Source organism: Pseudomonas sp. PS02302 (assembly GCF_029959585.1).
Lineage (GTDB): Bacteria > Pseudomonadota > Gammaproteobacteria > Pseudomonadales > Pseudomonadaceae > Chryseomonas > Chryseomonas aestiva.
This window is the reverse complement of record NZ_JASCON010000081.1, coordinates 1-25,013: the sequence shown is the minus strand read 5'-3', so window position 1 is coordinate 25,013 and position 25,013 is coordinate 1. Positions and strand designations below refer to the sequence as shown.

Genomic DNA, 25,013 nt, shown 5'->3' with positions numbered 1-25,013 from the left:
CCCATGGGCCGCTCCTACATTTGTTCGGTGTATTTGTAGGAGCGGCCCACGGCCGCGATAAAAGAGAGCAAAGCCACAGCAGTGCGGACCGCGATGGTCGCGATCAACTGCAACTCAATACTCGGACAGCGCAAAGCTCGTCAGGGCGAAGGTGGGGATGCCGGCGGCTTCCAGGCGCTTGGAGCCGCCCAGTTCGGGCAGGTCGACGATGGCGGCGGCTTCGTGGACTTCGGCGCCCAGGCGGCGGATCAGGTTGCCAGCGGCGACCAGGGTACCGCCGGTGGCGATGAGGTCGTCGACCAGCAGCACCGAATCACCGGCACCGACGCTGTCCTTGTGCACCTCGATCACCGAGTCGCCGTATTCGGTGCTGTAGACCTCGGTCAGCAGCTCGGCCGGCAGCTTGCCCTGCTTGCGGAACAGCACCAGCGGCTTGCCCAGTTCGTAGGCCAGGATCGGGCCGATGAGGAATCCGCGCGCATCCAGCGCCCCGACGTGGGTGAAGGTCGCCGAACGATAGCGCTCCAGCAACTCCGCCATGACGGCACGCAGCCCCTCAGGTGATTGGAACAGTGGCGTGATGTCCCGGAAGATCACCCCCGGCTTGGGGAAATCGGGCACGGCGCGGATGAGGGGCTTCAGGGCGGATTCGGAAAAGGACATGGCAGAGACTCTTGGGCGCCGGGCGCCTGGTTGAATACGATTGCCCAGTATACCGGTGCCCGCCCGGCCAGGGCCAACCCGCCATCCCTGCGAGCTGAATCGATTCATGTAGTGACTCGCGTTGACAGCTACCAATGAAGCGGACATCCTCGATCACGCGCAAACGTTTGCGCGACCACAAGAACCATAAGAATTCGGAGATTCCCCTATGCTGGCCTTTCGCCCTGCCCGCCTGCTGGCGGCTATCGCTCTCGCCTCCGCTTCGCTGATCCTGCCGCTCACCGCCAGTCATGCCACGGCCGCCGAAAAGCCCAAGGTCGCGCTGGTCATGAAGTCCCTGGCCAACGAATTCTTCCTGACCATGGAAGACGGCGCCAAGACCTACCAGAAAGAGCATTCCGCCGACTTCGACCTGATCTCCAACGGGATCAAGGACGAGACCGACACCTCCAGCCAGATCCGTATCGTCGAGCAGATGATCGTGTCCAAGGTCGATGCCCTGGTCATCGCCCCGGCCGACTCCAAGGCCCTGGTCCCGGTGCTGAAGAAAGCCAGCGACGCCGGCATCAAGGTGGTTAACATCGACAATCGCCTGGATCCCGAGGTGCTCAAGTCCAAGTCCCTGGACATTCCCTTCGTCGGCCCCGACAACCGCAAGGGCGCACGCCTGGTGGGCGAGTACCTCGCCAAGCAGCTCAAGCAGGGTGATCAGGTCGGCATCATCGAGGGCGTTTCCACCACCACCAACGCCCAGCAGCGCACCGCAGGCTTCAAGGACGCCATGGAAGCGGCCGGCATGAAGATCGTCGGCGTGCAGTCCGGCAACTGGGAAATCGACAAGGGCAACGCCGTCGCCGCGGCCATGCTCAACGAATACCCCGACCTGAAGGCCCTGCTGGCCGGCAACGACAGCATGGCGCTGGGCGCCGTCTCCGCCGTGCGGGCCGCGGGCAAGAAAGGTCAGGTGCAGATCGTCGGCTACGACAACATCAAGGCCATCCACCCGATGCTGAAAGACGGTCGCGTCCTCGCCACCGCCGACCAGTTCGCCGCCAAGCAGGCCGTGTTCGGTATCGACGCCGCGCTCAAGCTGGTCAAGGGCGAGCCCACCGGTGCCAAGGACGGCGTGATCGAAACGCCGGTCGAACTCGTCACCCAGCCCTGAGCCAAGGAGAGCCCCCATGTCGTCCGAGGTCATCCTCAGCGCCCGTGGCATCGGCAAGACCTATGCACAGCCGGTACTCGGCGGCGTGGACCTGGAGTTGCGCGCCGGCCAGGTGCTGGCGCTCACCGGGGAAAACGGCGCCGGCAAGAGCACCCTGTCCAAAATCCTCTGTGGCCTGGTGCAACCTACCACCGGCGAGCTGAGTTTCCTCGGCCGACCCTATGCTCCGGGCAGCCGCCGTGAGGCGGAAGCCCAGGGGGTGCGGATGGTCATGCAGGAACTCAATCTGCTGCCCACCCTCACCGTGGCGGAAAATCTCTTTCTCGATCGCCTGCCCCGGCGACTGGGCTGGATCGACCGCCGCCAGTTGCGCGAGCAGGCGCGGCTGGCCATGGCCCAGGTCGGCCTGGAGGCCATAGATCCGGATACCCCCATCGCCGAACTGGGTGTGGGTCACCAGCAGATGGTGGAAATCGCCCGCAACCTGATCGGCGATTGCCGGGTGCTGATTCTCGACGAGCCGACCGCCATGCTCACCTCGCGCGAGGTGGATTTGCTGTTCGAACAGATCGAGCGCCTGCGCGCCCGGAGCGTAGCCCTGGTCTACATCTCCCATCGCCTGGAAGAACTTAAGCGCATCGCCCAGCAACTGGTGGTGCTGCGCGATGGTCGGCTGGTGGCCGACGCGCCCATGGCCGAGTACGGCACCGACCAGATCGTCAGCCTCATGGTCGGCCGCGATCTCGGCGAGCACCTCGACATGGGCGAACGCCGCTTCGGCCCGCCCCTGCTGGAGGTCAAGGGCCTCACGCGCGCCGACAAGGTCCAGGATGTCTCCTTCAGCGTCCGCGCGGGCGAGATCTATGGTATTTCCGGCCTGATCGGCGCCGGGCGGACCGAACTCCTGCGCCTGATCTTTGGCGCCGATCGCGCTGATTCCGGCGCGGTGCACCTGGCCGGCAAGCCGGTCGACCTGGGTTCGCCGGCCAAGGTGGTGCGCCAGGGCATCGCCCTCATCACCGAGGATCGCAAGGGCGAAGGCCTGCTGCTCAGCCAGCCGATCAGCGCCAACATCGCCCTGGGCAACATGGCCAAGGTTGCTCGACAGGGCCTGGTCAGCGGCACACGCGAAGCGGCCCTGGCCGAGCGCCATATCAAGGGCATGCGCATCCGCTGCAACGACGGCACCCAGCCCGTGGGCGAACTGTCCGGTGGCAACCAGCAGAAGGTGGTCATCGGGCGCTGGCTGGAACGCGATTGCCAGGTGATGCTGTTCGACGAACCCACGCGCGGCATCGACGTCGGCGCCAAGTTCGAGATCTATGGCCTGCTGGCCGAACTCACCCGCCAGGGCAAGGCCCTGGTCGTGGTCTCCAGCGATTTGCGCGAGCTGATGCTGATCTGCGATCGGATCGGCGTGATCTCCGCCGGCCGCCTGGAAGCCACCTTCGAACGCCATGACTGGGATCAGGAGCGGCTGCTGGCCGCCGCCTTCGCCGGCTATCGCTCCCGCGAAGCCCTGCTGGAAGAACCTGTCCCGCCGCAAACCCTTTCTCAGGAAGCCATTCGATGAGCAGTCTTCCCGTCACCCCTTCCCGGCGTGCCTTCGGCCTGGGCCTGGGCACCTACATCGGCCTGGCCGCTGCCCTGCTGGCCATGATCGTGCTGTTCTCCCTGATGAGCAGCCACTTTCTCTCCTATGCCACCTTCACCACCCTGGCCAACCAGATCCCCGATCTGATGGTGCTGGCGACCGGGATGACCTTCATCCTGATCATCGGCGGCATCGATCTCTCGGTGGGTTCGGTGGTCGCCCTGGCCGCCGCCGTGGTCAGCGTCGCCACCCTGGAATGGGGCTGGGGCATCCTGCCGGCGGCCGCCCTGGGCATGCTCTGCGCGGCCCTGACCGGCACCCTCACCGGCAGTGTGACCGTGGCCTGGCGCATCCCCTCCTTCATCGTCTCCCTGGGCGTGCTGGAGATGGCCCGTGGCGCCGCCTACCAGCTGACCAATTCGCGCACCGCCTATATCGGCGATGCCTACGCCTGGCTGTCCACGCCCTTCGCCTTCGGCATCTCGCCCTCCTTCGTCATCGCCCTGCTGGTGATCGTGGTCGCGCAGCTGCTGCTGACCCGCTCGGTGCTCGGACGCTACCTGATCGCCATCGGCACCAACGAGGAAGCGGTGCGCCTGGCCGGGATCAATCCCAAACCCTACAAGGTCATCGTCTTCGCCCTCATGGGCTTGCTGGCGGGCTTGGCCGCACTGTTCCAGATCTCCCGCCTGGAAGCCGCCGATCCCAATGCCGGCGTGGGCCTCGAACTGCAGGTGATCGCCGCCGTGGTGATCGGTGGCACCAGCCTCATGGGCGGCCGCGGCTCGGTGATCAGCACCTTCTTCGGCGTGCTGATCATCTCGGTACTGGCTGCGGGCCTGGCCCAGATCGGCGCCAGCGAGCCGACCAAGCGCATCATCACCGGCGCGGTCATCGTGGTGGCCGTGATCCTCGACACCTATCGCAGCCAGCGCGCCAAGAGCAAGGGCTGATGGCGACCATCAAGGATGTCGCCGCCCGCGCCGGCATCTCCTACACCACGGTTTCCCATGTGGTGAACAACAGTCGCCCGGTCAGTCCGGGCGTCCGGAAAAAGGTCGAGGCGGCCATCGCCGAGCTGGGCTACGTGCCCAGCGGCGTGGCCCGCTCCCTGCGCAGTCGCGCCACCGGCACCTTCGGCGTGCTGGTGCCCAATGCGGTCAACCCCTATTTCGCCGAACTGGCACGGGGGATCGAGGATCACTGCGAGCGCCAGGGTTACAGCGTCATCCTCTGCAATTCCGATGACGACGCCGACAAGCAACTGCGCTATCTGCGGGTGCTCAAGGAGCGCCGCATCGACGGCCTGGTGGTCGCCACCGTGGATGGCGATCCGCGCTTCGCCCGCGCCCTCGCCGGCCTGCGCATCCCGCTGGTGCTGGCCGACCGGCCGCTGGACGGGGTCCAGGCCGCGCATATCCGCATCGATCACCACCAGGGCGGTCTGCTCGCCACCCGCCATCTGCTGGACCTCGGCCATCGACGGATCGCCTGCATCGGTGGCCCGGCCGACTCGCCCGTCGCCAGCGAGCGGATCACCGGCTACCAGGAGGCCCTGGCGCAAGCCGGCATCGCGCCTGGCGCCATCCAGCGCTGCGCCTTCACCGCCGCCGCCGGTCATGCCGCGGCCCGCGAGTTGCTGGCCCGGGCGGAGCGTCCGACCGCAATCTTCGCCGGCAACGACACCATCGCCCTGGGCGTGTTGCGCGCCGCCGCCGAGCTGGGCCTGAGCGTCCCCGGCCAGCTCTCGGTGGTGGGCTTCGACGACATCGAACTCAGCCGCTATCTCTACCCGGCCCTGACCACCATCGGCCAGTCGATCCGCGACCTCGGCGAGCGCGCCGCCCAGCTCCTGCTGGCGCGCCGCGAGACGGTCGGCAGCCCCTCCACCCACGACATCGCCGTACCCCGGCTGGTGCTGCGCGAATCCACCGCGGCGCCCTCTGCTCTGGAGACCTCCCATGCACCCTGACGTCGTCGTCATCGGCAGCCTGAACATGGACCTGGTGGTGCGCGCCCCGCGCCTGCCCAAGGGCGGCGAGACCCTCGCCGGCCATACCTTCACCACCGCACCCGGCGGCAAGGGCGCGAATCAGGCCGTCGCCGCGGCGCGCCTGGGCGCCCGGGTCGCCATGATCGGCTGCGTCGGCGCCGATCCCTATGGCGACTTCCTCACCCGCAGCCTGGTCCAGGAAGGCATCGACTGCCAGGGCGTCTCGGTGGCTGCCGAGGTACCCACTGGCATCGCGTCCATCCTGGTGGATGACCAGGGCCAGAACGCCATCGTCATCGTCGCCGGAGGCAACGGCGAACTGTCCGCCGCTCACCTGCAGGCCCAGGAGCGCGTGCTCGACCAGGCCAAGCTGGTGATCGCCCAGCTGGAGGTACCGCTGGCCACGGTGGGCGACGCCCTCGCCCGCGCCCATGCGCTGGGCAAGACGGTGATCCTCAATCCGGCGCCGGCCACCGGTCCGCTGCCGGCCGAGTGGTACGCCCATATCGACTACCTGGTGCCCAACGAAAGCGAAGCCAGCCTGCTGACCGGGTTGCCGGTGGACACCCTGGAGCAGGCCGAAGCCGCCGCGCGTCAGCTGGTCGCCGCCGGCGCCCGCCAGGTACTGCTGACCCTGGGTGGCCAGGGCCTGCTGCAGGTCACCACCGACAGCTGCCGCCACCATCCGGCCACACCGGTAAAAGCGGTGGACACCACCGCCGCCGGCGACACCTTCCTCGGTGGCTTCGCCGCCGGCCTGGCGGAAGGTCTGAGCGTGGACGCCGCCATCGCCCTCGGCCAGCAGGCCGCCGCCATCGCCGTCACCCGCCCGGGCGCCCAGCCGTCCATCCCCACCCGCCAGGAGCTCGCCCGGTGAAAAAGACCCCTCTGCTCAACATCGCCCTGTCCCAGGCCGTCGCCAGTCTCGGTCATGGCGACCTGGTAGTCATCGGTGACGCCGGCATGCCGGTGCCGCCGGGCACCCCGCTGGTCGATCTGGCCGTCACCCCGGGCGTGCCGGACTTTCTCAGTGTGCTGCAGGCGCTGCTCAGCGAGATGCAGGTGGAAAGCCATCTGCTCGCCGAGCAAACCCTCACCGCCCAGCCCCCGGCCCTGGGCGAACTGGAACGCCTGACCGCGAGCGGCGCCCTGGGCAGCCGCCGCCTGGTCTCCCATGACGAGATGAAGACCCTGTGTCGCCAGGCGCGGGTGCAGATTCGCACCGGCGAGTGCCAGCCCTACACCAACCTGATCCTGGTGGCCGGGGTCGCCTTCTAGTCGACGGTCCTGGCCAGCAGCCGCCGGGTCGCCAGCAGATCCAGCGGGCGGGCGAAGAAATAACCCTGGGCATGACGGGCACCCATGTCCCTGAGCAGTTGCAACGCCTGGGCGTCCTCGACGCCCTCGGCGACCACATCCAGACCCAGCGACTCGGCCATGCGCACGATGGCGCGGACGATGGCGACGCTGCGCGCGCTGTCGGCCAGACGCAGGACAAAGGACTTGTCGATCTTGAGGCCGCGAAAGCGATACTCGTGGACATAGCCCAGCGACGAGAAGCCCGCGCCGAAATCGTCCAGCACCACCGAGACACCGTGGCGATCCAGGGCCTCCATGGCCGCCTTGGCGCGCTCCGGCTCGGCGACCAGCGCCCCTTCGGTCAACTCCAGGCAGATCCGCGATGGCGCCACGCCGTACTCGGCCAGGATGCTCAGCACCTCGTCGGCGAATTCCGGCCGCACGATGCTGTAGCTGGAGCAATTGACGTGCACCACCGGCCAGTGGGCCTGGGCCGGCTCGGCCAGGGTGGCGGCGATGCGCGTCAGCATGTAGGTATCCAGGCGACCGATCAGCCGCAAGCCTTCCAGCTCGGGTAGAAAGGCCCCTGGCGCCAGGACGCTGCCGTCCGGCTGACGCCAGCGGATCAGCGCCTCCAGTGCTGCCACGCGGCCGCTGGTGACGTCGATGATCGGCTGGAAGAAGGGCTCAAGTTCGTTGCCATTCTTCAACGCCTTGCGCAGCGCGCCTTCGCGCACCACCTGATCGGAGACCACCTGACGCAGTTCCTGGTTGAAGACCGCGAAGTTGTCGCGCCCGCCCTGCTTGACCCGGTACATGGCCGTATCGGCGTCGCGCAGCAGGTCGTCCGGCTGACGATGCAGGCTGGGATCGGCCAGCACGATGCCGATGCTGCAGGAGGCGAACAGGCTGTGGTCATCGATCACCAGCGGGCGGTCGAAGGCTTCGATGATGCGCTGGGCGATAGCTACCGGTGAATCCAGGCCGCCACCGGGCACCAGGATGGCGAATTCATCGCCGCCCAGACGTGCCAGCAGGTCGGTCTCGCGCAGGCAGCTCGACAATCGCTCTCCGGCTGCCACCAGCAGCAGGTCGCCGAAGGGATGGCCGAACTGGTCGTTGATGCGCTTGAATCTGTCCAGATCGAGAAACATCACCGCAAGGCCGGTCCCGTCGCGCTCCAGCGCCGCCCAGAGTTCGCCCAGGCGCTGCTGGAAGAAGCTGCGATTGGGCAGCCGGGTCAAGGCATCGTGGTTGTTCTCGTACAGCAGTCGGGCGTTGGCCGCGTCCAGCGCCCGGGTGCGCTCCTGCACCCTGACCTCCAGCGCCTGGCGCGACTGCTGGATGGCTTCCGCGGCGCTGCGCCGGGACAGCGCCGTATCGATATGGCGCGAGACGAAGGTGAGCAACTCCTGGTCGCGCCGGCTGTAGTAGACGTCTTCGCGATAGCTCTGTACCGCCAGGACCCCCCGGACGTGCTTGCCGTCCCAGAGCGGGATACCCAGCCAGGAGCAGGCTTCCGGGGTACCCTCGACCGGGGTGATCTCACCCTGCTCGATCAGCAGCCGGGCCTTGCGCCGATCGATGATGCAGGGTCGCCGTTGGCGGATGGTGTATTCGGTATAGCCGCGCGTGCCGCGCCGGGCGACGGGCGCCGTGGTACGGCGCTCATCGGCGAAATAGGGGAAGCTCACCTCTCCCGAGGCATCGTCGTAGAGGGCGATGTAGAAGTTGTGGGCATAGAGCAGCTCGCCCACGACCCGGTGAAGACCGCCCAGGAGGTCCGGCATGTCGGTACTGGCGCTGGACAGCTCGGCGATGCGGAACAGCGCCGCCTGCAGCTGCTCGGCACGTTCGCGTTCGGCGATCTGCTCGCGCAGCCGGGCATTGACCTCCGACAGCTCCTGGGTGCGCTGGCCCACGGTGGCTTCCAGGGATTCGCGCCGGAGGATGCGATCCAGGGCCATGGCCACGTCGCGGGCGATCACCTGGAACAGCGCCTGGTCCTCGGGGCCGTAGCGACGCTCGCGATCGTAGACCTGCAGGCTGAGGACCCCGAAGGTGCGATCGGCGCCGTCCTTGAGCGGGATGCCCATCCAGAATTCGGGGACCGAGCCCTGGCAATAGTACGGCCCTGACACCTGCGCCGCTTCGATGGCTTCCTTGGGCAGCAGCAGCGGCTCACCGTGCATGAGCACAAAGGCCGTCAGACTCGGCTGATCCCTATCCAGCGGCTCGAAGGAACCGGGCTCCGGCGGACTCTCGTCGCGCTGGTCGAAGTAATAGGGATAGTGGATCTGGTCCGAGTCGGCGTCCTGCAGCGCCAGGAAGAAATTCTCGGCATCGATCAGCGAGACCAGCAGCTCGTGGGTGCGCTGCATGAACAGCTGGCGATCCAGGGTCGAACTGGCCAGGTAGGTGATGTCGTAGAGCACCTGCTGGATGGCCTGGGCCCGCTGCAGCTGCAGGCGCTGCAGGACGAAGCCGAATCTCAGGGCCAGCGCGGCGAAATCGGTATGGTCATCGCGACGGGCGAGCAACCAGCCCAGCGGGGTCGGGCCACTGCCGGTGGGATGGCAGCTGAGCCCGGCCATGGCCGACAGCTGCGCCAATTCCTCGTCGTCGAGCAATTCCGGCCAGGCACTGGCGCCATTGCCGGTGGCCATGCACGACCAGTTGCCGCGGCGCTGGTACCAGGCCCAGTCGGCATCGCCAGCGGCTGCGCACAGTTGCGCGATGATCTGCTCCGTCGCCAACCCCGGCGCATTCGGATCCGGCCAGTGTGCTTCCAGCGGCCTGGCCGGGCGTGCGCCTGGCGACTGTTCCTCAGGCCCTTTCATGCTGACTCCTTCCCGTGCATTCCCCGAATCCTGACACAGATGCCCCGGGCTTCGGCAAGTACGGAATGAACGGTTTCCCTGGGGGCGCGAACGGCAAAGATATGACTAAAGACCCGGATTGGCTAAGACAAGAGTTGTACAGCCAAGAGCCTCCCGTCCAACAATTCGACCTGCCAGACAATCCCCAGCCGTTGGGCTTGTAAAACAAAAAGGCCGGAGCTTTTCCAGCGATCCGAAAGGCTGTGACGACGCGAATCTCTCGCCAGGCCAGGCCCACTAATAAGCAGACAGAATGCAATCTGGCGGGGCCCGCCAGCCCGATGTCATCCCTATCCACGCGCAGGAGTACTCCATGACAGCGTCCAAGCAAGACAACCTCATCGACTGGCTGCGCGATGCCCATGCCATGGAGGAACAGGCCGAGAAGATGCTCTCCGCTCAGTCCGCCCGGCTGGCGCACTACCCGCAACTGCGCCAGCGCATCGAGCAGCACATCAGGGAAACCCAGGAGCAGCGCCAGATCATCGAGGGCTGCCTGAGCCGTCATGGCAGCAGCGCCTCAACCCTCAAGGACATGGGCGGCAAGTTGCTGGCGCTGGGCCAGGCCCTTGGCGGCGCGCCCATGAGCGATGAGGTCATCAAGGGCGCCATCGCCGGCTATGTCTTCGAAAATATCGAAATCGCCACCTACACCACGCTGATCGCGGCGGCTGCGGAGATCGGCGACACCGAAACGCAGCAGGCCTGCGAACGTATCCTCGAACAGGAGAAGGCCATGGCGGCCTGGTTGCTGGAAGACCTGCCCGCCACCACCCGTGCCTTCCTCGAGCGCTCCGCCGATCCCGACCTGACCGCGAAGCGCTGAACCACCCGAGTTATACCGTGACTAGCCCCTGGAGGTTACATGTTCGTCCATAACAAGCGACTGCAATACACCGTGCGCGTGTCCGAGCCCAACCCCGGCCTGGCCAACCTGATGCTGGAGCAATTCGGCGGTCCCCAAGGCGAACTCGCCGCCGCCATGCGCTACTTCACCCAGGCGATAGCCGAGCTCGACCCGGGCCGCAAGGACATGCTGTTCGACATCGCCACCGAAGAGCTCAGCCACCTGGAAATCATCGGTTCCATGATCGCCATGCTGAACAAGGGCGCCAAGGGTGACCTGGCGGAAAAGACCCAGGACGAAGCGGACCTGTACCGCTCTCTGACCGGCGCCGGCAACGACTCCCACCTCACCCAGATTCTCTATGGTGGTGGTCCGGCCCTGACCAACTCGGCTGGCGTACCCTGGACTGCGGCCTACATCGACACCATTGGTGAACCGACCATCGACCTCAGGTCCAACATCGCCGCCGAAGCCCGGGCCAAGATCGTCTACGAGCGCCTGATCAACGTCACCGACGATGCCGGCATCAAGGACACCCTGAGCTTTTTGATGACCCGCGAGATTGCGCACCAGAAGTCCTTCGAGAACGCGCTGCATTCCATTCAGCCCAACTTCCCCCAGGGCAAGGTGCCGCCCCGCCCTGAATTCGCCAGCGTCTACTACAACCTGTCGCAAGGCGAAGGAGATCAGCGCGGCCCCTGGAATCAAGGGCAGGACTGGGAATACGTGGAACAGCCCGGGCCGGCTGTGGATGGCGGCGATGGCCTGGCCAGCGTCAAGCTGCCGTCCAAGCAGGCCAAGGCGGTGGAGCAGCTCGCCACCCGGACCCAGTCTGACCCCGACGCCGCACCGGTGACCGGTGCCGATCTGGGTGCCGGCCTGGCCAAGCAACTGGACAAGAATCGCCTGAACGAGTGATGAAAAGGCGGCGTCGCTCTTGTGGCGCCGCCGCCTTCACCCCGCGCTGACGACCTTCCGTCGGCCAATCCACATTACCTCCCTTCCCACAAGAACCTGGCCAATTGCCATCGGTCCTATTGCCGTCATCGTAGTAGGGAAAGCCCTGATGGAAGATTATCTCCTGGCGTTCGCCATGGTCGCTCTGACCGCCCTGTTCATAGGTCTCACTACCGTCGGTCTGGTCGAATTCACCTGATGGCGCTTTGCCGCCTCGCGCGCTGAACATTCGTCTGGCGGCGCAGTCTGCCGCTGTGCATTGATGCAACCACGTTGTACCGACGTAGTCAGGGACGCCACCATGAAACGCCACCTTTACGCCTTTGCTCTCGTTGCCGCCGCCGTCTGCAGCGCACCCGCCTTCGCCATGGATCAGAATGCCCTGCAATTCGAGCAGGCCAGCATGATTGCCTTCAAGAGCTGCGCGAACAAGGCAGTGATCGCCGGAACGCGCATTGGCGACACCGCTCGCTTCTCCGATACCGACACCTGCGTCGTCCAGGCGCTGTCGCAGATCGAACCGGCCTATCAGCGAGCCCTCACCTCGCTGCAGAACAACGGCACCGCGCGGCGCTGTCTGCAGACCTACTACAGCAACTGGCTGACGCTGATGAAATCCCTGCCGGAGCTGCAGTCCAAGCCGCCGTCCTCGGTGCTGCTGACCGCCAATGGTGGCGAGCGCCGGCTCAACCAGTACTGGCAGTTCGTGGTCAGCGCTCGCTGATCACGCACCGGCATCCTGTGGGGAGCCTGGCTCCCCTGTCCACCTTTCAGCCGATGGGGACATGCCCCGGCTGCGCTGCCACGCGCGCCAGCCAAGCCTGGATCGCCGGATAGTCGTCCAGTCGGAAGCCGCCTTCATGGGCGACGTGGGTATAGGCATAGAGCGCGATGTCGGCGATTGAATACTGCTCCCCGACCAGGAAGGGGGTGCGTTGCAGCTGCTGCTCCATCACCCGCAATGCCTTGTAGCCCCGTACCTGGCAGACCTCGTACTCCTCCAGACGCTCTGCCGGCAGCCCCTGGTAGAGCCGGATGAAACGCGCCACTGCCACGTAGGGCTCGTGGCTGTATTGCTCGAAGAATTGCCACTGCAGCACCTGGGTCCGCAGGCGGGGCTCGTTGGGCAGGAAGCGCGTGCCATCGGCGAGAAAGTTGAGAATGGCGTTGGACTCCCACAGGCAGGTGCCGTCTTCCAGCTCCAGTACCGGAATCTTACCGTTGGGATTCATTGCCAGGAAGGCGTCGCTCCGAGTCTCGCCGGCGAGGATATCGACCTCGTGCCAGCGATATTCCACGCCGAGCAGGTGCAGCATCAGCACCACCTTGTAGCAGTTGCCGGAACGACGATCGCCATAGACCTGATACATCTCACAGCTCCTTGTTAGAGGGGGTGGCTTCGCGGATCACGCCGGCCAGGCGCGCGAGACCGGTGTCCAGCCGCTCGGGCAGCACATGGCTGAAATTGAGCCGCAGCAGACCGAGGTGACGATCCGGCTCGGCAAAGAACGGCTCGCCCGGCATGAAGGCGACATCCTGCGCCAAGGCGGCATCCAGTAGCGTACGGGTATCCAGGGGCGTTTTCAGCCGCAACCAGAAGAACAGACCGCCTTGCGGGATCTGCCAGTCGGCGATATCGCCGAAATGGCGCGTCAGCGCCAGGGCGAAACCATCGCGGCGTTCACGATAGAAGGCCCGTACCTCCGCCAGGTGCTGGGCGTAGCGCTCGCTGCCGAGCCATTGCAGCACCTGCCACTGGCTCATGCGACAGGTATGCAGGTCAGCGGCCTGCTTGAGCGCTCGCAGGGGCTTGAGCAAGTCGGGCGAGGCGATCAGGTAGCCCACGCGCAGGCCGGGCAACAGCGTCTTGGACAGGCTGCCGGTGTGGATCCAGGCGCTGCGCCGGAGCTGGGCGCATAGCGGGCGCGCCGGCGCGCCGTCATAGCTGAGTTCGCGATAGGGCTCGTCCTCGACCAGGGTCACGCCGTACTCGTCCAGCAATGCCGCCACCGCCGCTCGGTTGGCCGCGGAATAGCGCACGCCGGACGGATTCTGGAAGGTCGGGATCAGATAGGCGAAGGCCGGGCGCTGCCGTTCCAGCTGCAGACGCAAGGCAGCCAGATCCAGCCCCTCCGGAGTCAGGCTGACCTCCCGACAATCCGCGCCAAAGAACTGGAAGCTCTGCAGCGCCGCCAGATAGGTGGGGCCTTCCACCAGCACCGGCGTGCCGACGTCGAGATAGAGCTTGGCGATCAGATCCAGGGCCTGCTGCGAACCCGTGGTCACCAGCACCTGGTCCGCCGTGCAGTCCAGACCATAGCCGCGTGCCTGAGCGGCTATGGCCTCGCGCAGGGCCGGCTCGCCCTCGCTCATGCCGTACTGACCCAGGCCGGTCGGCATATGGCTCCAGTTCACCGCCGGCAGACAGCGCTCGGCAGGCAGCCCCCCGGCGAAGGACATCACCTCCGGACGCTGCGCCGCCGCCAGGATGTCGCGGATCAGGCTGCTCTTGAGTCGGGTCACCCGTTCGGAAAATGCCATCTGCGCTCCTGTGGCCTGTGGCCGGCTAATGAGTCAAACTACTTGACCGACCCTAATGCACTCCGGAAAGACAAGTCAATATGCTTGACCTAAACCAGACCACCCAGCAGCGCCTGGTCATGGAGACCTTCTTCTTCGGTTACCAGGCGTTCACCGCCAAGGCCGACGACATGCTGGCGCGCCGTGGGCTGAGCCGGGTCCACCAGCGCATCCTGTTCTTCATCGCCCGCGAACCGGGACTGAGCAACAAGGCCCTGTTGGAAGTGCTCAACGTCAGCAAGCAGGCGTTGAACATTCCGCTGCGGCAGTTGCTGGAGATGCAACTGGTGGCCATGGCGACGGACGCGACGGACAAGCGCAAGCGGCGGCTGTCGCTGACCCGCGGCGGCGCCGCGCTGGAGCAGACCCTAAGACGCGAGCAGATGCGCCTGGTGCAGGCCGCGCTGGCTGCGGCGGGGCCAGCGGCAGCCGAGGGCTGGCTGGCCTTCAACCAGGCGCTGGCTGGTCGCCATGAGGTCGAAGGTAGCCAGGACAGTTCGCTACCCTCGGTCGACTCCTGAAAACTGTACCGCTGGTTCGCGGCCTCGGTGTACGGATACCCGCCAGAGACGCCTGGCTAAGCTGGCGCAAAGCTCAGGGATGCCTCTCATGACCGTCGAACTGCTCTCCGCCTTCATGCTCTTCGCCTTCGTCTCCTCCGCCACGCCCGGTCCCAACAACATGATGCTGCTGGCGTCAGGGGTCAACTTCGGCTTTCGGCGGACCCTGCCGCACATGTTCGGCATCAGCCTGGGTCACATGCTGCTGGTCATCTGCACCGGTCTTGGCCTGGGTCAGCTGTTCGTGCTCTATCCACCGCTGCAGATCGCCTTGCGGGTCATCGGCGGCGCCTACCTGCTGTATCTGGCCTGGAAGCTGGCCACCGCCTCCGCCCCGACGCCGCGGGAGTCGGGCAGCGGCAAGCCCTTCGGCTTCTTCCAGGCCGCGGCCTTCCAGTGGGTGAATCCCAAGGCCTGGGTGATGGCCATCGGTGCGGTCACCGCCTATATTCCGGCCGAGAACTTCACCGCCAACCTGCTGCTGGTCGCCCTGCTCTTCGCCCTGATCAACCTGCCCAGCGTCAGCCTCTGGACGCTGTTCGGGATGGGCCTGCGGCGTCTGCTCAGCAGCCCGGCACGGCTGCGGCTGTTCAACTGGAGCATGGCGCTGCTGCTGGTGCTGTCCCTCTACCCCATCCTGTTCGGCCACCACTGAGGTTTTTCGATGCACGCGGCTCCGCAACGCCTTACCCCGCTGGCCGACACCTCACCCGCCGCCGTGGTCGCCGGCTTCGTCGCCATGCTGGTGGGCTACACCAGCTCCCTGGTGCTGATGTTCCAGGCCGGCCAGAATGCCGGCCTGAGCAGCGGGCAGATCTCCTCCTGGATCTGGGCGCTGTCCATCGGCATGGCCCTGACCACCATCGGCCTGTCGCTTAAATACCGCACCCCCATCGTCATCGCCTGGTCGACCCCCGGTGCTGCGCTGCTGGTCACCAGCCTGCCGTCCGTGCCCTACAGCGACGCCATCGGCGCCTTTGTCATCTGCGCCGTACTGCTCGCCCTCTGCGGCCTCACCGGCAGCGTCGACCGCCTGCTGCGCCGGGTACCGCCGGCACTCGCCGCCGCCCTGCTGGCCGGCATCCTCTTCCGCATCGGCATCGAGATCTGCGCCGCGGCCCAGCACCAGACCGCACTGGTCCTGGGCATGGCCCTGGCCTATCTGGTGGCCAAGCGGCTGTGGCCGCGCTATTGCGTGCTGGTCGCCCTGCTGGTCGGCCTGCTGCTGGCCGCCGGGCTGGGATTGCTGGACTTCCACAGCCTGCGGCTGGAGTTGGCGGTGCCGGTATGGACCGCCCCGACCTTTTCCCTGGCCGCCACCATCGGCATTGCCATTCCGCTGTTCGTGGTGGCCATGGCCTCGCAGAACATGCCTGGCATCGCCGTGCTGCGTACCGATGGCTACGCGGTTCCGGCCTCGCCGCTGATCGCCACCACCGGGCTCGCCTCGCTGCTGCTGGCACCCTTCGGCTCCCATGGCATCAACCTGGCGGCCATCAGCGCGGCGATCTGCACCGGGCCCCAGGCCCATGAGGACGCCGGCAAGCGCTACACGGCGGCGGTCTGGTGCGGACTGTTCTACGGCATCGCCGGGTTGTTCGGCGCCACCCTGGCGGCGCTGTTCGCCTCCCTGCCAGGCGAGCTGGTGATCTCGGTGGCCGCCCTGGCGCTACTCGGCTCCATCATGAACGGCCTGCACGGCGCCCTGGCCGACCCCGGCCAGCGCGAGCCGGCGCTGATCACCTTCCTGGTCACGGCCTCGGGCCTGACCCTGGGCGGGATCGGCTCGGCCTTCTGGGGCCTGGTCGCCGGCCTTTTGGCCAGTTTGCTACTTACCGCACGCCGCCATTAGAACCCGTGCCCCTCCTGACGGGTCGGAACTGCATCTTTCCCGTCAGGAGAACACCATGTCCCGTACCAATCGCCAGTTCCTGCTCGCCAAGCGCCCGTCCGGCGAACCTACCGCCGAGACCTTCGAGCGTATCGAGCAGCCGATCGGCGAACCCGGCCCCGGTCAGGTGCTGATCAAGAATCTCTTCCTCTCCCTCGACCCGGCGATGCGCGGCTGGATGAACGAGGGCAAGTCCTATATCAAGCCCATCGGCCTCGGCGAAGTCATTCGCGCCCTGGGCGTGGGTGAGGTGGTGGCGTCCAATCACCCGGACTTCAAGGTCGGCGACACGATCAACGGCATGCTCGGCATCCAGGATTACTACCTGGGCGAGCCCCAGGGCTTCTACAAGGTGGACCCCAGCAAGGCCAGCCTGCCCCAGTATCTTTCGGTACTCGGCATGACCGGCCTGACCGCCTACTTCGGCCTGCTGGAAGTCGGCGAGCCCCAGGCCGGCCAGACCATCGTGGTCTCCGGCGCAGCCGGTGCGGTCGGCAGCATGGTCGGCCAGATCGGCAAGCTCAAGGCCTGCCATGTCGTGGGTATCGCCGGTGGCGCGGAAAAATGCCGCTATCTGATCGAGGAACTGGGTTTCGACGCCGCCATCGACTACAAGGCCGAACCTGACCTAGCGGCCGCCCTGCACCGCGAATGTCCCAATGGCATCGACGTCTATTTCGACAACGTCGGTGGTCCGACCCTGAACGCGGTCCTGGCGCAGATCAACTTCCGCGCCCGGGTAGTGCTCTGCGGCGCCATCAGCCAGTACAACAGCGACAAGGTGCAGGGTCCGCAGAACTACCTGGCCCTGCTCAGCAATCGCGCGCGCATGGAAGGCTTCATCGTGCTGGACCACGCCGCTCGCTATGCCGAAGCCCAGCAGCAGCTGGCGATCTGGCTGGCCGACGGCCAGCTCAAGTCCCGCGAGCACGTGGTGGAAGGCCTGGATACCTTCCCCGAGACCCTGATGAAGCTGTTCTCCGGGGAGAACTTCGGCAAGCTGGTGCTCAAGGTCTAGACCGCGCGTCGGAAAGTCGTCACCAACGGGTCGCAATGGCGGTCCGTTGGGCTTCGAGGCGTCAACTTATAGACGGCTAATCGCCACTATTCCGTTAAATCATTGATTTAATTGACGCTGAGAGACTGGCACGCTTCTCGCTGTAGAGGGACTATCCGCCAAGGAGAACAGGCATGGTCCCGCCCTCGTCCAACACCATCAATCTCGATCGCGCTCGCCAGCAGCGCAACGCCAACCTGGTTGTCCCCGCCCGCGAAAGCGATCCGGCGGTACTGGGCGCCCTCCGCCAGCGCCTGCTCGGCGTCCTGCAGACCTCGCTGGATCTCGAACGGGTCCTGCAACTCTTCCGGCAGGAGGTGGATACCCTGGTGGACCTGCCCGGCCTCGCCTACCGCAATCTCGCGGAAGACGTCGCCATCGGCCTGGGTGAAGAACAGGGCCATCAGATCCACTATCACCTGAACCAGGGGGATCTGCGCCTGGGTGATCTGACTTTCTATCGTCAGGAGCGCTTCCAGGACAGCGAACTCGGAGCGCTGGAATACCTGCTCGGCAGCCTGCTGTTTCCCCTGCGCAATGCCCTGCTCTACCGCGAGGCCCAGAACAATGCGCTGCGCGATGCCCTGACCGGAGTCGGCAACCGCAACGCCCTGGACCGCGCCCTGGTACGGGAACTGGAACTGGCCCGACGGACCCAGCAGCCGCTGTCGCTGCTGATGCTGGACCTGGACCACTTCAAGCGCATCAACGACCGCTTCGGCCATAGCGTCGGTGACGACGTGCTGCGCCAGACCGCCCGCACCCTTGGCAACAGCCTGAGAAGCATGGACATGGTCTTTCGCTTTGGCGGCGAGGAATTCTGTGTGCTGCTGTCGGCCACCGGCCACGAGGCGGCGCATATCGTGGCGGAACGCCTGAGAGCGGCGGTGGAGACCCAGGCGCAGATGGCTGGCGCCATCCCGTTGCCGGTCACCCTGAGCCTGGGTCTGGCGACCCTGCGCGACGTGGAATCCCCGAGCTGTCTGCTGCTGCGCGCGGATCGGGCCCTCTATCAGGCCAAGGCCGAAGGCCGCAATCGATTCTGCAGCCTGGCCTGAGGTTCGCCTGGGGCCAGGCGACCGCTCTGCTTAGCGGCGACCGCCCTTGCCGGTACCACCACCACTCGGGCCACGACGCGGCGCGATACCCGGCGAAGTACGGCCCTTGCTGACCGGCTTACGGCCCATTTCGCTGGGACGCTCGGCCACGGCCGACCCCTGGGGCTTGCTGGCCTTGCCCGTCTTGTTGAGCTTGTTGCGCGAACCCCGACCGGCATCGATCGGCCGCGCGGTCTTGCGCTGCTGACGTTCGAGCTTTTCCTTGGTCTTGCCGCCCATGGCCGGCAGCGCCACCGGCGGCAGGCCGACTTCGCCAGCGAGGATGTCGATCTCCCCCTGGGTCATCTCGCGCCAGCGGCCGACCGGCAGATCGCTGGTCATGAACACCGGACCGAAACGTACGCGCTTCAGACGGCTCACCACCAGGCCCTGGGATTCCCACAGCCGACGGACTTCGCGGTTGCGACCTTCCATCACCACGCAATGGAACCAGTGGTTGAAGCCGTCACCTTCCGGCGCCTGCTGGACGTCGGTGAAGCGCGCCGGGCCGTCTTCGAGGATCACCCCGTTCTTCAGGCGCAGCAGCATCTCTTCGGTCACCTCGCCCCGTACCCGTACCGCGTACTCGCGATCCATCTGGTAGGACGGGTGCATCAGACGGTTGGCCAGTTCGCCATCGGTGGTGAACAGCAGCAGGCCGGTGGTGTTGATGTCCAGGCGACCGACATTGATCCAGCGGCCCTGCTTGGGCTTGGGCAGGCGGTCGAAGACGGTGGGCCGCCCTTCGGGATCGTCACGGGTGCAGATCTCGCCTTCGGGCTTGTTGTAGATCAGCACGCGCCGCACCACTTCCTCGGCCTGGTCGCGCTTGAGCAGACGTCCGTCTACCGCAATGGCGTCCTTGGGCATGACCCTCAGACCCAGGGGCGCGACCACGCCGTTGACCTTGATACGGCCTTCGCCGATCCAGGCTTCGACGTCGCGCCGCGAGCCGACGCCCAGGCGCGACAGCACCTTCTGCAGCTTTTCGCCAGCCGGCGCGGGTGGGATTTCGTCGAGGGATTCGTTTGGGGGATTCTTGTCGAGGGTCATCAGGCACCTCCCGGTGTAGTGGACGACAAAGGCGCCGCGGAACGGGCGCCAGGAAAAAGACAGGGGCGCATGATAGCGCCCCTGCTCGCGCCAGCCTAGCGAGTGTGGTGTCTCAGAAGTTGACTGCACAATCTTGGCGGCGCTTTTTCGGCTCTGGCGGCGTTGCCACTCCTCGCCATAGCCCTGCTATGACTCGTACCGGCGCCTGGCCAAAGTCAAAAAAATCACCCGCCAATTCTTGTGCGAACTTCAGAGACACCGCACTAGCCCGACGGGTGACGGATGGCCGCAGGCTCAGTCCAGCGTGGCCAGGGCTTCGCGGCAGAGCTGCTCGACGCGCGTCCAGTCCTTGGCCTTCACCACGTCGCCGGGCAGCATCCAGCTGCCGCCGACGCACAGCAGGTTGGGCTGCTGGAAGTAGTTCTTCACGTTGCCCGGGTTGACGCCACCGGTGGGGCAGAACTTGAGCTCGGCGAAGGGGCCGGCGAACGCCTTGAGCGCATCGACACCGCCATAGACGTTGGCGGGAAACAGCTTGAAGCGGCGATAACCCAGGCGGTAGGCCTGCATGATCTCCGAAGGCGTGGCGATGCCTGGCAGCAGCGGGATGGGCGCCGATACCCCGGCCTGGAGAATTTCCTCGGTGGTGCCCGGAGTGACGATGAACTGGGCGCCAGCCTCGACCGCAGCGTCGAACATCCGCACGTCAAGCACGGTGCCCACGCCAACATCCAGCTCGGGACGTTCCTGGCGCAGCAGGCGCACCGCGTCCAGCCCGTGGGCCGATCTCAGGGTGATTTCCAGGGCGGTAAGCCCAGCCGCGGCCATGGCGTCGGCGAAGGGCAACACGTCGGCGGGATCGTTGATCACGATCACCGGCAGGATCCGCGCGCGGGCGCACAGGGCATCTAGGGTCGCGATCTTGTTCTGCATGTCCAAAACTCAACTCCTCGTCAGGGGCACCAATAGACGACCAGGGGTTCGCGCAGGAACGCCTTGATCGGAGTGGCCAGCTCGTCGCCCTCGGCCAGAGCGGTTTCCAGTACCTGTCGCTTGCCCGCGCCCTGGATGGCGAGGATCTGCTGCCGCGCGCGACTCAGGTAGGCGCGGCTCAGGGTGATGCGGGTCTGAGGCGCGGACGGTGCCACGCCAGCAAAGCTCAGGCGCTCGCTGGCCGGATCCAGGGCCTCTTCCAGGCCGGGACTGCCGGGGAACAGCGAGGCGGTATGGGCGTCGTCACCCATGCCCAGCACCAGCACATCGGGGGTCCCCAGGGTGTCGCGCAGCCGGGCTTCGGTCAGCGCCATGCCCTCTTGCGTGGAAGCGGCCGGGCTATAGAGATCGACGAAGCCCGCAGCGGCAGCAGGTCCCTGGAACAGGTGCTGGCGCAACAGGCCGGCATTGCTGTCCGGATGATCAGCGGGTACCCAGCGCTCGTCCGCCAGGGTGACCAGCACCTTGGACCAGTCCAGCTCGGCCTGCGCCAGGCGCTCCAGGAAGGGCACCGGACTGCGGCCACCGGAAACGATCAGCAGCGCTTCGCCACGGGCCGCCAGGGCCTCGCGCAGCGCCGCGGTGACCGTCTCGGCCAGCGCCGTGGCGTGAGCCTCGCGGTCGGGCAATTCGCGCAGGGTCACACCCTGCCCCAGATCAGACGTCGCCATACCAGGATCTCCCGTCTCGTGCGATCAGTGCGATGGAAGTCAGCGGACCCCAGCTGCCAGCGGCGTAGGACTTGGGCGAGTCGCCCATCTTCGACCAGCCATCCATCAGCTGATCGCACCACTTCCAGGCCGCTTCGATCTCGTCCTTGCGGACGAACAGCGACTGGTTGCCCTGCATGACTTCCAACAGCAGTCGCTCGTAGGCGTCCGGGGTGCGCAGGTGCTTGAAGGTCTCGGAGAAATTGAGTTGCAGCGGACCGCTGCGCAGTTGCATGCCCTTGCGCAGGCCCTGGTCCTTGCTCATCACCTGCAGCGAAATACCTTCGTCCGGCTGGATGCGGATGATCAGGCGGTTGCTAATCAGGCTGCGCTGCTCGGGGGCGAAGATGTAGTGCGGTGGTTCCTTGAAGTGGATGACGATCTGCGACAGCTTCTGCGGCATGCGCTTGCCGGTACGCAGATAGAAGGGCACGCCCGACCAGCGCCAGTTGCGGATGTCCGCGCGGATGGCGACAAAGGTCTCGGTGCGGCTTTCGGTGTTGGAATTGGGTTCTTCCAGATAACCCGGCACCGGCTTGCCGTCACTGTAGCCGGAGGTGTACTGCCCCAGCACCACGCGGCTGGCGAGCTGGTCGGCGGTAATGGGCTCCAGCGCCTTGAGCACCTTGACCTTCTCGTCACGGATGCTGTCGGCAGAGAGGTCCGCCGGCGGGTCCATGGCGGTCAGGCAGAGCAGCTGCAGCAGGTGGTTCTGCACCATGTCGCGCAGCTGGCCAGCCTGGTCGAAATAGCCCCAGCGACCCTCGATCCCGACCTTCTCGGCGACGGTGATTTCCACGTGGGAAATGTAGTTCTGGTTCCACTGGGTCTCGAACAGGCTGTTGGCGAATCTCAGGGCGATGAGGTTCTGCACGGTCTCCTTGCCCAGGTAATGGTCGATGCGGTAGACGCGGTCTTCGGGGAAGAAGCGCGCCACGGCGTCGTTGACCACCTTGGAGGATTCCAGGTCGTAGCCGATGGGCTTTTCCATCACCACCCGGGTGCGCTCGCACAGGCCGACGGCGGCGAGGTTTTCGCAGATGGCACTGTAGACCAGTGCCGGGGTGGCGAAATAGGCGATCAGTGGCGAGGTCTCGCCCACATCCTCGGCAAGTCCCGTATAGTCTTCGCGATTGCGAAAATCGATGGCGCGATAGCCCAGGCGGCCGCGCATCCGGGTCCATACCGCTTCGTCCCAATCGGCCTTGGGCACATAGTGGCGCAGGCGCTCCTCGATGTGCTCCAGCTGCTTGACCCCATCGCCCTGGTCACGCGCCAGCGCCATGATGCGGGTATCCTCGTGCAGCAGACCTTCGCGATCCAGCTGGTAAAGGGCAGGGAAAAGTTTGCGCAGGGCCAGGTCGCCCAACGCGCCGAAGATTGCCAGGGTACAGGGTAGAACTCGGACGCCAGCCATAAATATTCGTTCTTTTACTTAAAGTTTGAGATATTCCAGCACCATCATAGGGGAGCTGGGGCGATTCGCGTAGTCTTTATATTAAAAAATACGGCGCAGGGGTAAGCCCGGCCCATACCTTTTATAGCCTTAGGATAGAGGCACAACAACCACTAGGAGTTCTCATGGATCGTGCCAGCACCCTGCTGCAAACCATCCAGAACCGCATCGGTGAACTCAACCGCGCGGAACGCAAGGTCGCCGAGGTCATCCTGCAGAATCCCCGGCAGGCCACGCGCTACACCATCGCGGCCCTGGCCCAGGCGGCCCAGGTCAGCGAGCCCACCGTCAATCGCTTCTGCCGCTCCCTGGGCGTGAGCGGCTACCCGGAGATGAAGATCCAGCTGGCGCAGAGCATCGCCAGTGGCGCGGTCTATGTCAGCCAGGCAGTGGAAGCCAACGACGAATCCGAAGCCTACGCGGAAAAGATCTTCAGCAGCACCATCGCCTCCCTGGATAGCGCCCGCCAGCGACTGGACGCCCGCACGGTGGATCGCGCGGTGGACCTGATGATCCAGGCGCGGCAGATCCACTTCTTCGGCCTGGGCGCCTCGGCCCCCGTGGCCCTGGACGCCCAGCACAAGTTCTTCCGCTTCAACATGGCGGTGTCGGCGCATTCGGACGTGCTGATGCAGCGGATGCTCGCCTCCATCGCCAGGACCGGCGATCTCTTCGTGATCATCTCCTACACCGGCCGCACCCGCGAACTGGTGGACGTGGCCAAGCTGGCCCGCGACAACGGCGCCTCGGTGCTCGGCCTCACCGCCAGTAACACCCCGCTGGCCAAGGTCTGCACCCACAGCCTGGACATCCCGCTGCCGGAAGACACCGATATCTACATGCCCATGACCTCGCGGATCATCCAGCTCACGGTGCTGGACATCCTGGCTACCGGGGTCACGCTAAAGCGCGGCGTGGATTTCCAGCCGCACCTGCGCAAGGTCAAGGAAAGCCTGGTCGCGACCCGCTATCCCTCGGAGCCCGACCAGGGCTGACGCCTTGGGCTCCGGTATCTCCGGAGCCCCTACGTCTCTAGATGTCGTCGCGATGGCTGAACAGATCCCAGGTCGACATGAACAGCGCGGCGATCAGCGGGCCGATCACGAAGCCGTTCAGGCCGAATAGCGACATGCCGCCAATGGTGGAGATCAGCACCACGTAGTCCGGCATCTTGGTGTCCTTGCCGACCAGGATGGGGCGCAGCAGGTTGTCCACCAGACCGATCACCACCACCGCGAAGACGATCAGGATGACCCCTTTGATCACTGACCCGGTGGCCAGGAAGTAGATGGCCACCGGCACCCAGATCAGCGCCGAGCCGACCGCGGGCAGCAGCGACAGGAAGGCCATCAGGGTGCCCCAGAGCACCGCGCCCTGGACGCCCAGCACGCCGAGGATGAAGCCGCCGAGGGCACCCTGCACCACGGCCACGATGATGTTGCCCTTGACCGTGGCGCGCACCACGGCGGTGAACTTGGCCATGAGGCTGCGCTTGTGCATGTCGCTCAGCGGAATGGCCTTGCGGATCAGCGCCACCAGCTGCGAACCATCGCGCAGCAGGAAGAACAGCAGATAGAGCATCACGCCGAAGCCGATCAGGAACTGGAAGGTCCCCTGACCGAAGCTGAAGGCCTGGGTAGCGACGAACTGGCTGCCCTGCATGGCACCGTCGGAGAGCTTCTGGCGAATGCCATCCAGGTCCCCCGCGCCGAAGCGCTCCAGCACGCCACGTACCGAACCCGGCAAGGCGCCCCAGATCTGCTGATAGTACTGACCGAAGTTGAGCTGACCGCTGCTGATCTGCTGGTACAGCAGCGAGCCTTCCTGCACCAGGGAAATGGCGATGAACACCACCGGCAGGATGACGATGAGCAGGATCACGAACAGGGTGCAGAGCGCCCCGAGGTTGCGTCTGTTATTGAAGCGCCGGACGAACCAGCGCTGCAGCGGGGCAAACAGGATGGCGAGGATGGCGCCCCAGAACACCGCCCCCAGGAAGGGCGTGAGGATCCAGACGAAGGCCAGCGAGACCACCACCAGCAGGATCAGGAACGTCTTGTTTTCCAGCCGAGCACTTTTCATTGGCTTTCGCGATTCCAAACAAGGATGACAGGCCTTGCTTAGAGCCTCGGAAGCCGTGGGGTTCCCATAAGCACCCCCAACTCGGCCCGAAGAGGCCGGGGCGCCCGGGGCCCCCCCCCCGGCCCCCCGCGCCGGAC

Annotated in this window: 24 protein-coding genes; 15 read left to right on the top strand and 9 right to left on the bottom strand. The window is 65.8% G+C overall.

The genetic code is table 11. From position 1 onward, the window contains the following. Nucleotides 1-114 precede the first annotated feature (114 nt). Nucleotides 115-663, bottom strand: a complete 549-nt coding sequence (locus QMX82_RS21205; protein ID WP_282287304.1) for an adenine phosphoribosyltransferase — start codon at nt 661-663, stop codon at nt 115-117. Nucleotides 664-871: 208 nt separating this feature from the next. Here QMX82_RS21205 and QMX82_RS21200 point away from each other — a divergent pair, with 208 nt between their 5' ends. From QMX82_RS21200 to rbsD, 6 genes are read left to right on the top strand one after another with little or no spacing between them, the layout of a single operon-like run. Then, the gene (locus QMX82_RS21200) at nt 872-1,828 is read left to right on the top strand and encodes a sugar ABC transporter substrate-binding protein (protein ID WP_133860613.1); all 957 of its coding nucleotides are present in this window, start codon (nt 872-874) and stop codon (nt 1,826-1,828) included. A gap of 16 nt (nt 1,829-1,844) precedes the next feature. Beyond that, nucleotides 1,845-3,401, top strand: a complete 1,557-nt coding sequence (locus QMX82_RS21195) for a sugar ABC transporter ATP-binding protein (RefSeq protein WP_282287302.1) — start codon at nt 1,845-1,847, stop codon at nt 3,399-3,401. Beyond that, nucleotides 3,398-4,375, top strand: coding sequence for an ABC transporter permease (locus QMX82_RS21190; protein ID WP_282287300.1), 978 nt, complete (start codon nt 3,398-3,400; stop codon nt 4,373-4,375). The genes QMX82_RS21195 and QMX82_RS21190 overlap by 4 nt, the downstream gene beginning before the upstream one ends. Beyond that, nucleotides 4,375-5,394, top strand: coding sequence for a LacI family DNA-binding transcriptional regulator (locus QMX82_RS21185; RefSeq protein WP_282287298.1), 1,020 nt, complete (start codon nt 4,375-4,377; stop codon nt 5,392-5,394). The genes QMX82_RS21190 and QMX82_RS21185 overlap by 1 nt, the downstream gene beginning before the upstream one ends. After that, nucleotides 5,384-6,292, top strand: coding sequence for a ribokinase (gene rbsK, locus QMX82_RS21180; RefSeq protein WP_208691313.1), 909 nt, complete (start codon nt 5,384-5,386; stop codon nt 6,290-6,292). The genes QMX82_RS21185 and rbsK overlap by 11 nt, the downstream gene beginning before the upstream one ends. After that, nucleotides 6,289-6,693 carry a D-ribose pyranase gene (gene rbsD / locus QMX82_RS21175; RefSeq protein ID WP_208691314.1) on the top strand — a complete coding sequence of 135 codons (405 nt, stop codon included), beginning with the start codon at nt 6,289-6,291 and terminating at the stop codon, nt 6,691-6,693. Before rbsK ends, rbsD begins: the two co-directional genes overlap by 4 nt. Here the strand turns inward: rbsD and QMX82_RS21170 are convergent. Further along, the gene (locus QMX82_RS21170; RefSeq protein WP_282287295.1) at nt 6,690-9,554 is read right to left on the bottom strand and encodes a sensor domain-containing phosphodiesterase; all 2,865 of its coding nucleotides are present in this window, start codon (nt 9,552-9,554) and stop codon (nt 6,690-6,692) included. The two genes, rbsD and QMX82_RS21170, sit on opposite strands and share 4 nt — an antisense overlap. 352 nt (nt 9,555-9,906) lie before the next feature. Between QMX82_RS21170 and QMX82_RS21165 the strand changes: the two genes are divergently transcribed. The 3 genes from QMX82_RS21165 (at nt 9,907) to QMX82_RS21155 (ending at nt 12,121) form a co-directional block, all read left to right on the top strand. After that, a complete protein-coding gene (locus tag QMX82_RS21165) occupies nt 9,907-10,419 on the top strand; it encodes a ferritin-like domain-containing protein (RefSeq protein ID WP_282287293.1) in 513 nt (170 codons plus the stop codon). Between the two features lie 39 nt (nt 10,420-10,458). Further along, entirely contained in the window at nt 10,459-11,358 is a 900-nt protein-coding gene (locus QMX82_RS21160; protein WP_282287291.1) for a manganese catalase family protein, read from the top strand. Nucleotides 11,359-11,698: 340 nt separating this feature from the next. Beyond that, a complete protein-coding gene (locus QMX82_RS21155) occupies nt 11,699-12,121 on the top strand; it encodes a hypothetical protein (RefSeq protein ID WP_273862020.1) in 423 nt (140 codons plus the stop codon). A 46-nt stretch (nt 12,122-12,167) separates the two neighbouring features. Here the strand turns inward: QMX82_RS21155 and QMX82_RS21150 are convergent, their stop codons facing one another. Both QMX82_RS21150 and QMX82_RS21145 read right to left on the bottom strand, forming a co-directional pair. Next, on the bottom strand, nt 12,168-12,767 hold the full coding sequence (locus QMX82_RS21150; protein ID WP_208691317.1) for a glutathione S-transferase family protein: 600 nt from the start codon (nt 12,765-12,767) through the stop codon (nt 12,168-12,170). Between the two features lies 1 nt (nt 12,768). Further along, entirely contained in the window at nt 12,769-13,938 is a 1,170-nt protein-coding gene (locus tag QMX82_RS21145) for an aminotransferase-like domain-containing protein (RefSeq protein ID WP_208691318.1), read from the bottom strand. 80 nt (nt 13,939-14,018) lie between these two features. On the opposite strand from QMX82_RS21145, the gene QMX82_RS21140 reads away from it, so the two are divergent. From QMX82_RS21140 to QMX82_RS21120, 5 genes are all read left to right on the top strand, one after another. After that, nucleotides 14,019-14,498 carry a MarR family winged helix-turn-helix transcriptional regulator gene (locus QMX82_RS21140; RefSeq protein ID WP_208691319.1) on the top strand — a complete coding sequence of 160 codons (480 nt, stop codon included), beginning with the start codon at nt 14,019-14,021 and terminating at the stop codon, nt 14,496-14,498. A gap of 88 nt (nt 14,499-14,586) precedes the next feature. Further along, on the top strand, nt 14,587-15,192 hold the full coding sequence (locus tag QMX82_RS21135; RefSeq protein WP_042133985.1) for a LysE family translocator: 606 nt from the start codon (nt 14,587-14,589) through the stop codon (nt 15,190-15,192). 9 nt (nt 15,193-15,201) lie between these two features. After that, a complete protein-coding gene (locus QMX82_RS21130) occupies nt 15,202-16,389 on the top strand; it encodes a benzoate/H(+) symporter BenE family transporter (RefSeq protein ID WP_282287262.1) in 1,188 nt (395 codons plus the stop codon). 55 nt (nt 16,390-16,444) lie between these two features. Beyond that, complete coding sequence (locus QMX82_RS21125; RefSeq protein WP_282287261.1) at nt 16,445-17,446, top strand: NADP-dependent oxidoreductase; 1,002 nt, start codon at nt 16,445-16,447, stop codon at nt 17,444-17,446. Between the two features lie 173 nt (nt 17,447-17,619). Next, nucleotides 17,620-18,543 (top strand): GGDEF domain-containing protein, encoded by a 924-nt coding sequence (locus QMX82_RS21120; RefSeq protein WP_282287260.1) that lies wholly within the window; start codon nt 17,620-17,622, stop codon nt 18,541-18,543. Between the two features lie 30 nt (nt 18,544-18,573). Here QMX82_RS21120 and rluB read toward each other — a convergent pair whose 3' ends face one another. From rluB to zwf, 4 genes are all read right to left on the bottom strand, one after another. Then, complete coding sequence (gene rluB / locus QMX82_RS21115; protein ID WP_208691323.1) at nt 18,574-19,635, bottom strand: 23S rRNA pseudouridine(2605) synthase RluB; 1,062 nt, start codon at nt 19,633-19,635, stop codon at nt 18,574-18,576. 294 nt (nt 19,636-19,929) lie between these two features. Next, nucleotides 19,930-20,568, bottom strand: coding sequence for a bifunctional 4-hydroxy-2-oxoglutarate aldolase/2-dehydro-3-deoxy-phosphogluconate aldolase (locus tag QMX82_RS21110; RefSeq protein WP_187979359.1), 639 nt, complete (start codon nt 20,566-20,568; stop codon nt 19,930-19,932). A 20-nt stretch (nt 20,569-20,588) separates the two neighbouring features. Continuing rightward, nucleotides 20,589-21,299, bottom strand: coding sequence for a 6-phosphogluconolactonase (gene pgl, locus QMX82_RS21105; RefSeq protein ID WP_282287258.1), 711 nt, complete (start codon nt 21,297-21,299; stop codon nt 20,589-20,591). Continuing rightward, nucleotides 21,286-22,755 (bottom strand): glucose-6-phosphate dehydrogenase, encoded by a 1,470-nt coding sequence (gene zwf, locus QMX82_RS21100; protein ID WP_027602213.1) that lies wholly within the window; start codon nt 22,753-22,755, stop codon nt 21,286-21,288. Before zwf ends, pgl begins: the two co-directional genes overlap by 14 nt. A 164-nt stretch (nt 22,756-22,919) precedes the next feature. Between zwf and QMX82_RS21095 the strand changes: the two genes are divergently transcribed. Then, the gene (locus tag QMX82_RS21095; protein ID WP_133860632.1) at nt 22,920-23,789 is read left to right on the top strand and encodes a MurR/RpiR family transcriptional regulator; all 870 of its coding nucleotides are present in this window, start codon (nt 22,920-22,922) and stop codon (nt 23,787-23,789) included. Between the two features lie 37 nt (nt 23,790-23,826). Here the strand turns inward: QMX82_RS21095 and QMX82_RS21090 are convergent, their stop codons facing one another. Next, nucleotides 23,827-24,876, bottom strand: coding sequence for an AI-2E family transporter (locus QMX82_RS21090; protein WP_208691326.1), 1,050 nt, complete (start codon nt 24,874-24,876; stop codon nt 23,827-23,829). Nucleotides 24,877-25,013 lie beyond the last annotated feature (137 nt).

What these genes read in the sequence shown, in the direction of transcription:
- QMX82_RS21205 (WP_282287304.1), bottom strand. Translation starts at nt 663, where the DNA reads ATGTCCTTTTCCGAATCCGCCCTGAAGCCCCTCATCCGCGCCGTGCCC.
- QMX82_RS21200 (WP_133860613.1), top strand. Translation starts at nt 872, where the DNA reads ATGCTGGCCTTTCGCCCTGCCCGCCTGCTGGCGGCTATCGCTCTCGCC.
- QMX82_RS21195 (WP_282287302.1), top strand. Translation starts at nt 1,845, where the DNA reads ATGTCGTCCGAGGTCATCCTCAGCGCCCGTGGCATCGGCAAGACCTAT.
- QMX82_RS21190 (WP_282287300.1), top strand. Translation starts at nt 3,398, where the DNA reads ATGAGCAGTCTTCCCGTCACCCCTTCCCGGCGTGCCTTCGGCCTGGGC.
- QMX82_RS21185 (WP_282287298.1), top strand. Translation starts at nt 4,375, where the DNA reads ATGGCGACCATCAAGGATGTCGCCGCCCGCGCCGGCATCTCCTACACC.
- rbsK (WP_208691313.1), top strand. Translation starts at nt 5,384, where the DNA reads ATGCACCCTGACGTCGTCGTCATCGGCAGCCTGAACATGGACCTGGTG.
- QMX82_RS21170 (WP_282287295.1), bottom strand. Translation starts at nt 9,554, where the DNA reads ATGAAAGGGCCTGAGGAACAGTCGCCAGGCGCACGCCCGGCCAGGCCG.
- QMX82_RS21165 (WP_282287293.1), top strand. Translation starts at nt 9,907, where the DNA reads ATGACAGCGTCCAAGCAAGACAACCTCATCGACTGGCTGCGCGATGCC.
- QMX82_RS21160 (WP_282287291.1), top strand. Translation starts at nt 10,459, where the DNA reads ATGTTCGTCCATAACAAGCGACTGCAATACACCGTGCGCGTGTCCGAG.
- QMX82_RS21155 (WP_273862020.1), top strand. Translation starts at nt 11,699, where the DNA reads ATGAAACGCCACCTTTACGCCTTTGCTCTCGTTGCCGCCGCCGTCTGC.
- QMX82_RS21150 (WP_208691317.1), bottom strand. Translation starts at nt 12,767, where the DNA reads ATGTATCAGGTCTATGGCGATCGTCGTTCCGGCAACTGCTACAAGGTG.
- QMX82_RS21145 (WP_208691318.1), bottom strand. Translation starts at nt 13,938, where the DNA reads ATGGCATTTTCCGAACGGGTGACCCGACTCAAGAGCAGCCTGATCCGC.
- QMX82_RS21140 (WP_208691319.1), top strand. Translation starts at nt 14,019, where the DNA reads ATGCTTGACCTAAACCAGACCACCCAGCAGCGCCTGGTCATGGAGACC.
- QMX82_RS21135 (WP_042133985.1), top strand. Translation starts at nt 14,587, where the DNA reads ATGACCGTCGAACTGCTCTCCGCCTTCATGCTCTTCGCCTTCGTCTCC.
- QMX82_RS21130 (WP_282287262.1), top strand. Translation starts at nt 15,202, where the DNA reads ATGCACGCGGCTCCGCAACGCCTTACCCCGCTGGCCGACACCTCACCC.
- QMX82_RS21125 (WP_282287261.1), top strand. Translation starts at nt 16,445, where the DNA reads ATGTCCCGTACCAATCGCCAGTTCCTGCTCGCCAAGCGCCCGTCCGGC.
- QMX82_RS21120 (WP_282287260.1), top strand. Translation starts at nt 17,620, where the DNA reads ATGGTCCCGCCCTCGTCCAACACCATCAATCTCGATCGCGCTCGCCAG.
- rluB (WP_208691323.1), bottom strand. Translation starts at nt 19,635, where the DNA reads ATGACCCTCGACAAGAATCCCCCAAACGAATCCCTCGACGAAATCCCA.
- QMX82_RS21110 (WP_187979359.1), bottom strand. Translation starts at nt 20,568, where the DNA reads ATGCAGAACAAGATCGCGACCCTAGATGCCCTGTGCGCCCGCGCGCGG.
- pgl (WP_282287258.1), bottom strand. Translation starts at nt 21,299, where the DNA reads ATGGCGACGTCTGATCTGGGGCAGGGTGTGACCCTGCGCGAATTGCCC.
- zwf (WP_027602213.1), bottom strand. Translation starts at nt 22,755, where the DNA reads ATGGCTGGCGTCCGAGTTCTACCCTGTACCCTGGCAATCTTCGGCGCG.
- QMX82_RS21095 (WP_133860632.1), top strand. Translation starts at nt 22,920, where the DNA reads ATGGATCGTGCCAGCACCCTGCTGCAAACCATCCAGAACCGCATCGGT.
- QMX82_RS21090 (WP_208691326.1), bottom strand. Translation starts at nt 24,876, where the DNA reads ATGAAAAGTGCTCGGCTGGAAAACAAGACGTTCCTGATCCTGCTGGTG.